The 14,731-nt window shown below is 40.1% G+C and carries 3 protein-coding genes and 8 pseudogenes; all 11 read right to left on the reverse strand.

Annotated elements, in window-relative coordinates:
- Positions 1-21 precede the first annotated feature (21 nt).
- A pseudogene (locus LZ575_RS11390) lies at positions 22-472 on the reverse strand (GatB/YqeY domain-containing protein).
- 90 nt (positions 473-562) lie between these two features.
- A pseudogene (ftsZ, locus tag LZ575_RS11395) lies at positions 563-2,539 on the reverse strand (cell division protein FtsZ).
- A gap of 26 nt (positions 2,540-2,565) precedes the next feature.
- Positions 2,566-3,916: pseudogene (ftsA, locus tag LZ575_RS11400) on the reverse strand (cell division protein FtsA).
- Positions 3,917-3,919: 3 nt separating this feature from the next.
- Positions 3,920-4,636, reverse strand: coding sequence for a cell division protein FtsQ/DivIB (locus LZ575_RS11405; RefSeq protein ID WP_235324714.1), 717 nt, complete (start codon positions 4,634-4,636; stop codon positions 3,920-3,922).
- Positions 4,626-5,986: pseudogene (gene murC, locus LZ575_RS11410) on the reverse strand (UDP-N-acetylmuramate--L-alanine ligase). Before murC ends, LZ575_RS11405 begins: the two are co-directional and overlap by 11 nt.
- 48 nt (positions 5,987-6,034) lie before the next feature.
- Positions 6,035-7,134: pseudogene (gene murG, locus LZ575_RS11415) on the reverse strand (undecaprenyldiphospho-muramoylpentapeptide beta-N-acetylglucosaminyltransferase).
- Positions 7,131-8,335 (reverse strand): annotated as a pseudogene (locus tag LZ575_RS11420) (FtsW/RodA/SpoVE family cell cycle protein). Before LZ575_RS11420 ends, murG begins: the two co-directional pseudogenes overlap by 4 nt.
- Before the next feature lie 123 nt (positions 8,336-8,458).
- Positions 8,459-9,803, reverse strand: a pseudogene (gene murD, locus LZ575_RS11425) (UDP-N-acetylmuramoyl-L-alanine--D-glutamate ligase).
- 181 nt (positions 9,804-9,984) lie between these two features.
- Positions 9,985-11,226: a phospho-N-acetylmuramoyl-pentapeptide-transferase gene (mraY, locus tag LZ575_RS11430; RefSeq protein WP_235324716.1), complete on the reverse strand. Its 1,242-nt coding sequence runs from the start codon at positions 11,224-11,226 to the stop codon at positions 9,985-9,987.
- A 33-nt stretch (positions 11,227-11,259) separates the two neighbouring features.
- A complete protein-coding gene (locus LZ575_RS11435) occupies positions 11,260-12,723 on the reverse strand; it encodes a UDP-N-acetylmuramoyl-L-alanyl-D-glutamate--2,6-diaminopimelate ligase (RefSeq protein ID WP_235324717.1) in 1,464 nt (487 codons plus the stop codon).
- Positions 12,720-14,728, reverse strand: a pseudogene (locus LZ575_RS11440) (penicillin-binding protein). Before LZ575_RS11440 ends, LZ575_RS11435 begins: the two are co-directional and overlap by 4 nt.
- Between the last annotated feature and the right edge of the window lie 3 nt (positions 14,729-14,731).

The following is a 14,731-nucleotide window of genomic DNA, read 5'->3' on the forward strand; positions in this document are numbered from 1 at the left end:
CCTGTGCGGTCTATTCCATTATTAACTCAATTTCTTCTTTACGATCATCGAAATGGTTTTGCCATCTGCCTTACTTAGCAAGGTCTGCAGATGCTTTACCCATCACTTTTCCCATATCCTTCATTCCTTCAGCACCTGTCTCTGCAATAATCTCATCTACTTTTGCCTCTATTTCCTCATCGGTTAACTGCTCAGGTAAAAACATGCTTATTACAGCTGCCTGGTCAATTTCGGGCTGGGCAAGATCTTCTCTTCCCTGTTCCCTGTAAATTGCGGCACTGTCTCTTCTTTGCTTAACAAGTTTCTGAAGCAATTTTAATTCTTCTTCCTCAGTTAAACCTTCTTTAGCAGAACTCTCTGTTTGAGACAACAAAATCTGACTTTTAATAGCTCGTAGTGCCTCCAGTTTGTTAGCATCTTTGGCTCGCATAGCTGCTTTCATTTCGGTCATTACACGCTCTTGTAGACTCATTTTCTTATTTAATTAAGGACTGCGAATATAAAAAGAAAACCTGAAATCCTATAAAGAATTTCAGGTTTTATAAAGTGTTCACTTAATAGGTTAATCTACATTATCGTGCAAAAATGAATTATTACTCCTAAACCTCAATTCATCTTTATCGCCATTCCCCAGGCTTGTCCTGGAAAGTTTTTCTTCTCCATGTCTTGAGCTGTCAAGATCAATTCCCTGGCGCTTATAGGCTGGCTGTCTTTCTATTTCATCAATGTGAGCAGCATTACTCCTGAATTTATAATTAAATTCTTTCATTTTTGCTCTTCTGTCTGCAGCTCTTGCAATTAGGCTTTCAGAAATTGGATTATCAAAAGGATCATTCTCATCCCGTTGTGCGGGTTTTTCTGGTTGTGGCGCCACAGTTTTCTTTTCAAAAACTACTTCATCCTCTTCGGTTTTCTTTTGAGTAGGCCTGGATTTCTTCAGCATTTGCTCCACCTCCATATAATCATCAAGGCTATAGCGTTTTATACCTGTCGCAGAACTTTCGGTCACCGGGATAATTTCAATAGGCTCATTCACCTCCATATCTCTGGTTTGCTCACTAAGATTGTGAACCACCTTTTTTGCTGCTGAATCTTCAGAAGACCTTTGAGTTTGCTGAATTTGGTTCTGAACCGGGGCTTTCTTTTCTTCTTTTTTATTATTGCTGATAGGAAAATCAAAAGTAAACATGAATTGCTCTTCCGGTATTCCCGAAATTTCTTCAGCTTCATTAACTTCTAAATCCTTTGTTTCATCTGAAGTATCAGTAATAATAAAGTTTTCCTGAGCATATTTAACCTCCTCATAGATCACGTTCATATTTCGTACGCTTGGAGGAGTACTTAAATTATCTTTTATTCTAGGAGTGTTAACCTCCTCTACCTCTTCATCCAAAGAATGGAAAATTTTTGGGGATTCTGTTTCTGAATGTGGTTCATCAGAAATTTGTCTGCCATTGTCAAACTTTGCAGTTGTAAAATTGTGCTCAGCTCTTTGCTCATCTTCCAGAGTATGGATGATCTTTTTAGTTTCTGTATTTACAATCTCATTTTGTGTTTCCACATTAAAACTAGATCGCAATTATTGTAACTGCTATTGCATCGTCGAGTTTATCATCTTCCCCAACACCCATAATAATATTAGCACTGTGGCTAAGCCTCATTCTGGATGTGATCGTTAATTTCTCCAATCTCATCAATTGTAATTTCTTCTGAACCGGAAACGATAAGCAGTAATACGTTCTTAGCTCCTTTGATCTTGTTATCATTAAGCAATGGGGAATCGAGCGCTTTTGTAATCGCATCCTGAGCACGGTTTGCACCAGATGCAGTTGCAGATCCCATTATAGCTGTACCACTATTGCTCAATACAGTTTTGGCATCACGTAAATCGATGTTTTGCGTATAGTGATGGGTAATAACCTCAGCAATACCCCTGGAAGCTGTTGCCAATACCTCATCTGCCTTGGAAAATCCTGCCTTAAAACCAAGATTTCCATAAACTTCTCTAAGCTTGTTATTATTTATTACAATAAGAGAATCCACATGGCTTCGAAGTTTCTCAACTCCAAGTTGTGCCTGCTCGTTTCTCATTTTTCCTTCAAATTGAAAAGGAATGGTAACTATACCTACGGTAAGTATATCCATTTCCTTAGCCTGCTTGGCAATAATTGGCGCAGCCCCTGTACCTTTACCACCTCCCATTCCTGCAGTAATGAAAATCATTTTTGTGTTGGTATCAAGCATTCGCTTTATCTCCTCAAAACTCTCTACTGCTGCCTGTTCTCCAATTTGCGGATTCGCACCTAGCTCCTAATCCTTCTGTCAGGCTAACCCCTAGCTGAATTTTATTGGGTACCGTACTGTTTTCCAGGGCCTGCGAATCGGTGTTGCAAATAACAAAATCAACCCCTTTAATTCCTTGTTGAAACATATGGTTGATCGCATTGCTTCCTCCACCACCTACACCAATAACCTTAATTACGTTCGATTGGTTTTTGGGTAAATCGAATGAAATGTTTTCGAAATCTGTACTGCTCATAAATCCTGTTTTACTGGTTCTCTACTCTATTCTGCGTTATCTAAAAAATCTTTAAACTTCTCTGCCCATTTGTCAAAGATGCTTTTCCTTGCTCTTTTTTCCGGGATGGGAGTATTATCTTCCTCTTCCCCTTCAAAATCGTTTTCCTGTATTTTCTCCTCAACCCTTGGTTGTTCCGGTTCTTTTAAGTTCACCTGCTCCTGGAATCGTGCATTTTTTTGCTCCAGGCTGTTTAATACTAATCCAACTGCCGTTGCGTAAAGCGGGCTGGTGGTTTCAGTATCACTATTCCCCGCCAGGTGCTCGTTGGGATAACCTATGCGGGTATCCATTCCGGTGATATATTCAGCCAACTGCTTTAGATGCTTTAACTGGGCTCCACCACCTGTGATAACCATTCCTGCTATTAATTTCTTTTTCTGCTCTTCGTGTCCGTAATTTTTTATCTCCAGGTAAACCTGATCGATAATCTCCACAACACGTGCATGTATGATCTTGGAAAGATTTTTAAGAGTAATTTCTTTTGGTTCTCTCCCCCTTAATCCGGGAATGGAAACTATTTCGTTATCCTTGTTTTCACCCGGCCACGCCGATCCAAATTTTATTTTCAGTAGTTCGGCCTGCTTTTCAATGATCGAGCAACCTTCTTTTATATCTTCAGTAATTACGTTTCCACCAAATGGTATTACTGCGGTATGGCGGATGATTCCATCTTTAAAGATGGCAAGATCTGTAGTTCCACCTCCTATATCAATTAAGGCTACTCCCGCTTCTTTTTCTTCCTGACTTAAAACTGCATTTGCTGAAGCCAATGGTTCCAGAGTTACTGCTGAAAGTTCCAATCCTGCACTTTTTACACAGCGGCCAATGTTCCTGATTGAGGAAACCTGTCCCACTACCACGTGAAAATTGGCTTCCAGTCTACCCCCGTACATACCAATAGGCTCTTTTATTTCTGCCTGACCATCTACCTTAAATTCCTGTGGAAGCACATGTATTATTTCTTCCCCTGGAAGCATCACAAGTTTATGAACCTGGTTGCACAGTGTATGTATATCATCATTATCAATTACTTCATCCGGGTTTGGCCTGGTAATATAATCGCTGTGTTGTAAACTTCTTATGTGCTGGCTTAGCGATCCCAACCACCACATCCTGTATTTTTAAACCTGAATCTGCTTCTGCTTCCTGTATTGCCAGTTGAATGGATTGTATAGTCTGGGTGATGTTGTTCACCACTCCCCGGTGCACACCCATACTTTTTGACTTTCCTATCCCTATGATCTCCACCTTCCCGTATTCATTCTTGCGCCCGATCATGGCCACAATCTTTGTGGTTCCAATATCAAGACCTACTGCAATGTCGTTCTCTTCCATAACTTATTTTTTAGTGCATACAACCTGATTCCCAAATTGTAGATCCACCATTTTGTAAGTATTTAATAATTCGTCTTTTAGTGCCTTTTTGTAAAAGGCTTTAAAATTGTTGAATTTAATATCTACGTTTTCAACTTTCCCAAAGAACAAATTAAAATCCATTTGTCTTATTTCAAGCTCATAAAGTCCACCCCTCTTCCTTGTAATGGCTGTCACATGTTCCTGTAAAAACTGATCTTTACTTATATAGTCCAAAATTGGGTAAACTTCTTCTATACTTTTATCATCAACACCTGTCACAACAGGAACCCTGGCGGAATAATACGGCGAAAGGGGCATTCTATCCCCTAATCTGTCCACGTAAAAAACATCTTCGGCAAGTACTCTTCCAATTGGACGACGCTGGCTGATTTGTGTTTTTAAAATGCCATCCAGGGTGACAAATACTTCAGCATTTTCAACCATTTCGTGATTATTCAAAACCGACTCCACCCTATTCAAATCTAAAGTTTCTTTACCTACACTCGCAGCAGTGACTTTATTTTGTATTAACAATTTATTAACCGCTTCTTCAGTAACATAAAGGTTTTCAGATTCAGTAAAATGTACTTCTATTTTAGATATTTTTCTGGTGCTATTTCTCTGCCCGGCAAAACCGTAAAGGAAGACCACTACAGCTACCACGAATACTGCCTTTATGTAATTGTAATTAATCTTCATTTCTTAATTCTTTTTCAAGCTGGCCCACCATTTCACCAATATCACTTAGCTCCTAACATAATAATTACCTTGCAGCCGGAGTTCTTTACTTCATTCGCAATTTCCCCAGGCTGGATCAATTTTTTATTACTGTTCTCAACCTTTTCCAGTAACCATTCTGAGGTTATTCCCTGCATAGGTTTTTCCCGCGCAGGATAAATGTCCAGCAATCTTACCTCATCAAACCCTGAAAGGCTTTTACCAAAATCATCAGCAAAATCCTTTGTACGGCTAAACAGGTGAGGCTGAAATATTACCATCACCTCCTGGCCTGGATGCATTTCTCTTACAGCCTGATGGGCCGCAGCAATCTCGGTAGGATGGTGAGCATAGTCATCAATTAAGACAAATTCCTCTGTCTTGATCCTGTAAGAAAACCTGCGTTTCACACCTCGAAAATGCGATAGTGCCCTGACAAGCTTAAGGGGTGGGGCCCCATATTCCAGTGCCATTGCCAGGGCAGTTACAGCATTCTGCAAATTGTGTTTGCCGGGGAGATTACATTGTAAATCCTTTATTACTGTTGACGGAGTACGTAGATCAAAATGATACGACCCGTTTTCGACTTTAATATTTACTGCTGAATAATCTGCATCATCATTTGCGACGCCAATTGTGGTGCCAGGCATATCCAAACCTTTGCTCACAAAAAGTTTTCCTCCACGTGGAACAAGAGAAGCAAATTCCCTAAAGGATTCGATAAGTTTTCCGGCATCTCCATAGATGTCAAGATGATCTGCATCCATAGAGGTTATTGCCGCTATATTGGGTGATAATCTTAAAAAAGAACGATCAAATTCATCAGCTTCTACTACCATAACTTCATTACCCTGAAGGATCAAATTGCTGTTGATATCTTCACTAATCCCTCCCAGAAAGGCAGTAACTTTAGCTCCGGAATGACTGAGTAAATGCCCCAAAATGGCAGTAGTGGTAGTCTTCCCATGAGTTCCTGCAACTGCAAGAGTAAAAATGTCTTTGGTTATCATTCCCAGCACCTCTGACCTTTTTTTAATAGAAAATCCTTTTTCCCTGAAATAGTTTAGTTGTTGATGATCTGCAGGAACTGCAGGTGTGTAAATTACCAGGGTAGTATTGATATTTCTGAAACTTTCAGGCAATAAATTCACCTCATCTTCATACACCACTTCTATCCCTTCAGCCTCCAGAGAACGGGAGAGACTTAGTCGCGGTTTTGTCGTAACCTGCAACTGATTTCTCCAGGGAATTAAAATATCGTGCCAGGGCGCTCATTCCTATTCCACCTATTCCGAGGAAATAAAGATTTTGTATATTTTTAAAATCGTTCAAGTTCGTTGTTGTTCTAAACCTCACAGGTCTCAAAGACCTGTGAGGTTTTTAGATTTTATTATTTAGTAATTTTTCAACTTCATCTACAATGGCTTCTGTCGCTTTGGGCAGTGCCATTTCTTTCATATTTTCTGAAAGCTCCTTCCGCAGTTCTTCTGAATTCAGCATTAAAAGAATTGTTTCCTCAAAATCCTGAGCCAGATTATCTTCTCTTATCATTTTTGCTGCATCTTTTTGTACCACTGCCATTGCATTTTTCATTTGGTGATCTTCTGCAACATTTGGCGATGGAATAAACAGCACAGGTTTCCCTACTATACACAATTCTGAAACACTTCCTGCACCAGCCCTTGAAATAATAGTATCTGCTGCGGCATATGCAAGATCCATTCTCTTTAAAAAAGCGTGAGTTTGAATGGAATCACTATTATAGATTTTGTATTCGTCATAATATAAGGAGCCGGTTTGCCAGATCACCTGCACCTCATTTTCTTCAAAAAGATCCACATACGCTTCCATAAGTTGATTAATCCTTCTGGAGCCTAAACTGCCTCCCAAAACCAGCAGCGTCTTTTTCTCGCGATTCAGCTGAAAAAATTTCAAAGCTTCTTCCCGTTTAGCTGTAATGTTTTTGATATCCTGCCTTACGGGATTCCCGGTGATCCTGATCTTTTCTTCCGGAAAAAATCTTTCCAGATCTTCGTACGCAGTACAAATTACATTCGCCTCTTTTCCCAACATCCTGTTTGTTATCCCGGGATAAGAATTCTGTTCCTGAATAAGGGTGGGGATCTTCTTCATATTTGCCATTTTCAGCAATGGTCCACTTGCGAATCCGCTTGTCCAATTACCACGTCTGGCTTGAACTTTTTTATGATTTGTGCTGCCCGATATAAACTGCTTGCCAGCTTAAAAGGAAACATCAAATTTTTTAAGGTGATTTTCCGTTCAACTCCTGTGATCCACAATCCTTCTATTTTGTAGCCTGCCTCCGGCACTTTTACCATCTCCATTCTGTCCTTTGCTCCCACGAACAAAAATTCCGCATCGGGATATCTCCTCTTAATTTCATCTGCAATAGAAATTGCGGGATAGATATGTCCTCCCGTTCCACCACCTGATATAATTATTTTCAGAGGTTTTTTCATATTGCTTCACTTAAAATATCCAGCGGATTTTCCTCATCCAGATCCCTTTCTTCCGATTCTTTTATTTCTTCCCTTCTGGCACTAACACTTAATACAATTCCTAAAGCCAAACACGTCATCCAAATAGATGTTCCCCCGCTACTTACAAGCGGCAGAGTTTGTCCTGTGACCGGAAATAATTCCACTGCGACGGCCATATTTACCAGCGCCTGAAATATTATAGGCAATCCCACTCCCATTACTACCAGCTTCCCAAAAATTGAATCGGCTTTTGTGGCCACAATCACTATTCTAAACAATAACATGAGATAGGCCAGCATAACTCCAATTCCCCCTACCAGTCCCATTTCCTCAACAATAATGGCATAAATAAAATCTGAAGAAGACTGTGGCAGGAAATTCCTTTGAACACTCTTCCCTATTCCTGCTCCCGCTATTCCTCCCCGGGCTATGGCTATTTTAGCTCTCTCGATTTGGTAATCGGCTTCTGTATCTTCATCATTGGCAAAATTTTCAATTCTGCTTGTCCAGGTGTCTACCCGATTTGGCAAGAATCCCGGAAAAGCTTTAGCCGTGAGAATAAAAAGGGTGAGCACAAGTAATCCCGCTCCCATAATTATTCCGATATATTTTAAAGGATATCCTCCTAAAAAAACCAGCACCATCACCATTGTAAAAATTATCGCTGTCGTGGAAAAGTTGGCAGGGAGGATCAGGGCCAGAACAACAAAACTAGGTGTCCATAAAGGAAGAATAGTTTCCTTAAAAGTGACTGTTTTTTCTGAAATTCTTGTAAGATATCTCGCCACATAAACCAGCAATACCACTGCAGCCAAAGTCGATGACTGGAATGTCACTCCCACCACTAGGTATTTGGATCCACTTAGCTGGCATTTGATCCCCCAATCGTTGTTCCCTGAGTGATTGTATAGATAAGCAGCACCACTACAATTGGAAGCAAAAGAATTGATAAGCCTTTAAAATAGTGATAAGGAATTTTATGAATTGCGTATAATAAGCAGAAGCCCAACAACAGGTGAAAGAAGTGCATCACCAGATAATTAAAAGTACTACCATCTCCATACAAATAAGCAATATTGCTACTTGCGCTATACACAGGTAAAAACGAAAACAACGCTAATAACCCGGCTGTAGCCCAAATAACCTTATCTCCTTTTATATTTGAAAAGATGTTACTCATTTAATGTTTTTGGTTATAAGTTATTGGTTATAGGTTATAGGTTCTTTTCTCTAGTTCAAATCCTTTTTCTCTTTTCTCTTCTCTCTTCTCTCTTCTCTCTTGATTCTTGATTCTTGATTCTCCTTAAAGGTTTCTCACTGCATCTTTAAATTGCCTGCCGCGGTCTTCGTAATTTTCGAAGAGATCAAAGCTGGCGCAGGCGGGAGAAAGTAAAACTGCATTCCCTTTGTCTGCCAGTTTATAAGCCATTTGTACAGCTTCTGCCATAGACTGGGTTTCGGTCATTAATTCTACACAATTGCCAAAAGCTTCAAAGATTTTAGAATTATCAACACCAAGACAGATAATTGCCTTAACCTTCTCATTAACAAGCGGAAGCAATTCAGTATAATCATTCCCTTTGTCTACTCCTCCAACTATCCATACGGTCTCAGTATCCATACTGTCCAAAGCATAATAGGTAGCATTAATATTTGTTGCCTTGGAGTCATTGATGTACATCACATTATTGATCTTAAGAACTTTTTCCAGGCGATGTTCCACCCCCTGAAAACTTTCCATACTGGCTCGTATGGTCTCTTTTCGTATTCTTAATAACTGGGCCACGGTTGAGGCAGCCATTGCGTTTTTCGTGTTGTGTTGACCCTCAAGTGCTAGAGACGATTTCGGCATAATAAATTGGGTGTTTTGTGTAATTATTTTAATGTTGTTATCTTCTAAATAAGCTCCGTTTTCTAACTTTTTAACTACGGAAAATGGTAACTCCTGCGCCTTTACATGATGCCCCTTTAACCACTTTGCAATGATCTCGTCATCCCCATCATAGATCAGGTAATCTTCTTCGGTTTGATTTTTTGTTATTCTGAATTTTGATGCCACGTACTCATCCAGATTATAATTGTATCGATCTAAATGATCGGGAGTTATATTTGTTATAACCGCTATATGGGGTTTAAAATCTATTATTCCGTCAAGCTGAAAGCTACTCAGCTCCAAAACATACCAGTCCACATTTGTCTGGGCCACCTGTAAAGCAAAACTATCTCCTACGTTCCCCGCCATTCCAACAGACAATCCTGCACTCTTAAGAAGATCGTATACCCACTTAGTTGTGGTGGTTTTCCCATTGCTGCCTGTAATTCCTATTATTTTGGCAGAAGTATAGGCAGATGCAAACTCTATTTCAGAAATGACAGGAACCTTTTTCTCCAAAAGCTTCACCACAAGCGGAGCTTTTTCCGGAATTCCGGGACTTTTCATCACAAGGTCTGCATCCAGAATTTTCTTTTCGGAGTGTTTCTCTTCTTCCCAATCCACACCTAACTCCTGCAGTTGCTTTTTATATTTCTCCTTAACCTTTCCCCTATCTGAAACAAAAACTGAAAATCCCTGCTTTAGAGCAAGCACAGCAGTCCCCACCCCGCTCTCGCTTAGCTCCCAGAATTGCTATTTTTCGTTGTGATTCCATTTAGTAGTTATTGGTTATAGGTTGTCAGTTATAGGTTGTAGGTTTTCAGTTCTCTGTTCTCTGTTCTCGGTTCTTAATTCGTAATTTCTTGATTCTTGATTCTTGATTCTTGATTCTTAATTCGTAATTTCTTGCATCTTGCTTCTTGCTTCTTATTCCCCCTTAGGGGATCAGGGGGCTCCTATCTCACCTTCAGTGTAACTATGGTAACAATGGCGAGAAAAATTCCTACTACCCAAAACCTTACAACAATCTTACTCTCGTGAATTCCTCGTTTCTGGTAATGGTGATGCAGGGGCGACATTAAAAATATCCTTCGGCCTTCACCATAGCGTCTTTTTGTAATTTTAAACCAGCTTACCTGCATTACTACCGACAAATTTTCAATGAGGAAAATTCCGCAGAGAATGGGGATCAGTAATTCCTTTCTTGTGGCAATAGCCAGTACCGCTATAATTCCGCCTATTGTTAAACTGCCTGTATCTCCCATAAAAACCTGGGCAGGATAAGTATTGTACCAAAGGAATCCCACTAAGGCTCCCGCGAATGCCGAAATATAAATGGTCATCTCTCCAGACCTCGGGATGTACATTATATTGAGATAATCTGAAAATATGATGTTACCCGAGACCCAGGCGAAAACACCCAGGGTTAAAACTATTATCGCAGAGGAGCCCGCTGCCAGCCCGTCGATACCATCAGTTAAATTTGCTCCATTGGAAACAGCTGTTACTATGAAAATAACTATAGGAATAAAGATTAACCAGGCATAACTTTCCCACGCAGGATTTATCCAGGTTATTAAGCTTGCATAATCAAATTCATTATCCTTGACAAAAGGAATTGTAGTCGTTGTACTCTTTTCTCCCGGCCCTACTGCTTCTGATGCCATTTCTGCCTGCTCGACAAATTCAGTATCTGTAAGCACAGGAACATTCGGTTTTTCCTTCACTGTAATCCCGGGATGGAAGTACATGGTACAACCTATGATTAAACCAAGGCCTACCTGTCCAACTACTTTGAACAGACCTTTGAGGCCTTCTTTATTTTTTCTGAATATTTTGATATAATCATCTAAAAATCCTATTGCACCCATCCAGAGGGTGGTTACTATAAGCAGGAGCACATAAATATTATCAAGCTTAGCGAAGAGCAGTACAGGAATAAGGGTAGCAATTATAATTATTAATCCTCCCATTGTTGGAGTTCCTGCTTTTTCGCTTTGCCCCTTTAGACCAAGATCTCTTACACTTTCTCCTACCTGCTTACGTAAGAGGAAGTTGATTATCTTTTTACCGTAAATGGTTGAAATCAAGAGAGAAAGAATAATAGCCATAGCCGAGCGGAATGAAATAAATTCAAACAATCCCGCCCCGGGGATTTCATAACGCTGGTCTAAAAAATTGAATAAATAGTATAGCATATTCTCTACTCCGTTCCTTAATTCTTAAGGAAGTTATTTCTCCATTTCGGTTAAAAATTCACTCACGATCTTGAAATCATCAAAATCTGTCCTCTTACCATTTATCTCCTGATAAGTCTCATGCCCTTTCCCTGCAATGAGAATTATATCATTAGGTTGCGCCAGCTGGCAGGCAGTTTTAATAGCCTGTCTTCTGTTGACAATGGACATTGTTTTCTTGAAATTTTGGGGTTCGACACCTTTTTCTACTTCTTCAAGTATTTTTTCGGGATCTTCTGTCCTGGGATTGTCACTCGTAAAAACCACACGCGTGCTTAATGTTGAAGCAATATTTCCCATTACAGGTCGCTTGGTTCTGTCTCGGTCTCCACCACAACCAACAACAGTAATAAGTTCCTCGTTCTTGGTTCTTATAGAGTTGATGGTTTCCAGCACATTTTTTAAGGCATCAGGTGTATGGGCATAATCTACTATTGCAGTAACCTTCTGCGGGGTAATAACATATTGAAACCTTCCGCTTACTGACTGTAGTTCGCTGATTATCCTAAGGTTTTCCTGTGTTTCCAGGCCCAGTAATTCAGCTGCAGCGTATATGGCCAGAATATTATAAGCATTGAAATTTCCGATTAGTTTCGACCAGAGTTCATGTCCATTTACTTTCAGCAGTAATCCGCTGAACTGGTTTTCCAGAATCTGTGCATTATAATCAGCATAAGATTTAAGGGCGTATGTATATTTCTTTGCTCTTGTATTCTGAAGCATTACCGGACCGTTTTTATCATCGGCGTTAGTCAGTGCAAAGGCTGAAACAGGTAATTCATCGAAAAATACCTTCTTCACATCCCGGTATTCAGAAAAAGAATTGTGATAATCCAGATGGTCATGAGATAGGTTGGTAAAAATTCCACCCGCAAAATGAAGGGCAGCCGTTCTCTTTTGCGCAATCCCATGTGAGCTTACTTCCATAAAACAGTACTCCACACCTTCTTCACTCATTTTATAGAGATATTCATTGATGGTCAGAGAATCGGGAGTGGTGTGGGTAGCTTTATATTCCTTGTCAGCCACCATAATTTTTACGGTAGATAATAATCCAACTTTAAATCCGGCCTTTGTAAAGAGATTGTATAAAAGAGTGGCTACTGTAGTTTTTCCGTTTGTACCCGTCACTCCAACTAATTTCAAATTTTCAGAAGGATTGTCGTAATAGTTGGCAGCCATGAAGGCAAGTGCGGTTTGAGAATTTTGAACCTGTACGTAAGTCACACCATTAATAATATTCTCAGGAATTTCCTCACAAATAACAGCCAGGGCACCTTGTTTTATTGCAGTTGAAATATACTCATGCCCATCTACTACTGTCCCCCGTACGGCTACAAAGGCATCATTAAGCTGTACCTTCCTGGAATCAAAATGAATATCATTTATGATCACCGCAGTACTACCTGCGACAGCCTCCATAGGAACTTTGTACAATATGTCTTTTAAACTTTTCAACTCAGGTTTAATGCTACTTGTTGGTTTTTCTTTATTTTTTGCCCCGGCTCGACTGACTGCTCTCTGACATATCCTTTGCCCTGCACCTGCACTTTCAACCCCAGGTTCTCCAGTAAAGACATCGCATCCATTACGGGCATTCCCTTCACATTAGGCATCACTTCTTTTATATCCCGGGACGCTGCATAATACTTTTCAAAATCCTTGGAAATTTTATTATTCTCTATCTCCAGGGACTCGATCTCGTCTTCAATAGGCGTATCAGTATATATTTTCTGCGCAATACGTTTAAACACAGGCCCACTTACATCTGCTCCATAGTATCCGGTACTTACCTTAGGTTTGTGAATTATTACAATACTGGTATACTTGGGATCTTCAGCGGGAAAATATCCCACGAAAGAGGAGATATATTGGGGGTTAGACGCCCATCCTTCTTTCCAGTATTCGGTTTGAGCCGTTCCTGTTTTTCCGGCCATAGAGAAATTGGGCGAGTAAAGGTTTTTTCCTGTACCCTTTTCCACAACATTCTTCAACATTTCCTGAACCTTGGAAATCGTTTCTTTTGAACAAATTGAAGGATTAATCACAGTGAGTTCATTCTTCACTATTGTTTTATCCCACTCCTTTATTTCCTTAATAAACCTTGGTTTCACCATTATTCCATTATTGGCTATGGCATTATAAAATGTAAGGGTTTGTAAAGGCGTAATTTGAATACTCCCATACCCGTAAGCCATCCATGGAAGTGAAAGACCGCTCCACTTTTTGTCACCGGGATAAGGAATATAAGGTGCTCCCTCTCCTTTAATAGAAATCCCCAAAGGTTCATTCAAATTCATTCTATTAAGACCATCTACAAATTTTTTGGGATTGTCTTTGTAATTTTCATAGATGAGCTTTACTATTCCAACGTTTGATGATACTTCAAAAGCACGGGCAGCCGAAATTTTTCCATACCCACCGCGTTTTGAATCGCGCACGTGATTGCGACGAATCGTCATTATACCATTTTCGGTATCTACCACAGTACTGGTATCGATCACTTTATCTTCCAAAGCCACGACCATAGCCATAAGCTTAAAGGTCGATCCCGGTTCGTGCGCTTCCCCAACAGCATAATTCAATTTTTCATAGTAGGAACCTTTGGCGGTGCGACCAAGGTTTGAAATGGCTTTTATCTCACCTAGGTTTCTGTTTCCATAACCACCACCGTTCCGTGATCGGCTTCATATTTTTCAAGCTGGGCCAACAGCGCGTGGTGAGCTATATCCTGAATATTGACATCAATTGTAGAAACCACATCATAACCATCTTTTGGCTCCACTTCATTATTATCGCTAATAGGCTTCCACTGCCCCTTTGCAATCTTTTGTTTTAGCCTGTGCCCGTCCTTACCTTCCAGAAATGGGGCAAAAGCACCTTCCAGACCAACACGGGTATAATAACCCTGATCATCCTGGCGCTCATATCCCACCGTTCTGGCTGCCATCGCCCCAAGAGGATGCTCTCTTACAGTACGCTGTTCTACGATCATTCCTCCTTTATAAGCACCCAAATTGAACATGGGAAAGCTTTTCACTTTTAAATATTCCGAATACCCCAAATTTCTGGCGACAAGCAGATACTTGTGTTTATTTACTCTTGCTGTTCTTAAAGTATGCGCCCATTGGGAGGAACTTTTTCCGAACATTTTTGAAAGTTCCTGAGAGAGTCCGGTTATGTTTTTTTCGAAATTTTTATCGGAAACCGTAACAGCATCAAACCTAATGTCATACTTAGGAACCGATGTAGCTAAAAGATTTCCATTTGTATCATAAAGATTCCCGCGATTTGCCGGAATAGTAAAATTTCGATAAGTGCGCTCCTCTGCCAGCTGATTGTATTTTTCACCCTCAACTATCTGTATATTGAGCAACTGCACAGCTACCGCAACAGCAAAGACAAACATAAGTCCTGCAATGAAGTACAAACGGTTTAATATGTGCTTATCGGTGGTTGCCACAGC

The organism is Antarcticibacterium sp. 1MA-6-2 (genome assembly GCF_021535135.1).
In the GTDB taxonomy this organism is placed as follows: Bacteria; Bacteroidota; Bacteroidia; order Flavobacteriales; family Flavobacteriaceae; genus Gillisia.

Bases quoted from the DNA above. Each gene is read 5' to 3' on its own strand.
- LZ575_RS11405 (WP_235324714.1), bottom strand. From the start codon at position 4,636: ATGAAGATTAATTACAATTACATAAAGGCAGTATTCGTGGTAGCTGTA.
- mraY (WP_235324716.1), bottom strand. From the start codon at position 11,226: ATGCTATACTATTTATTCAATTTTTTAGACCAGCGTTATGAAATCCCC.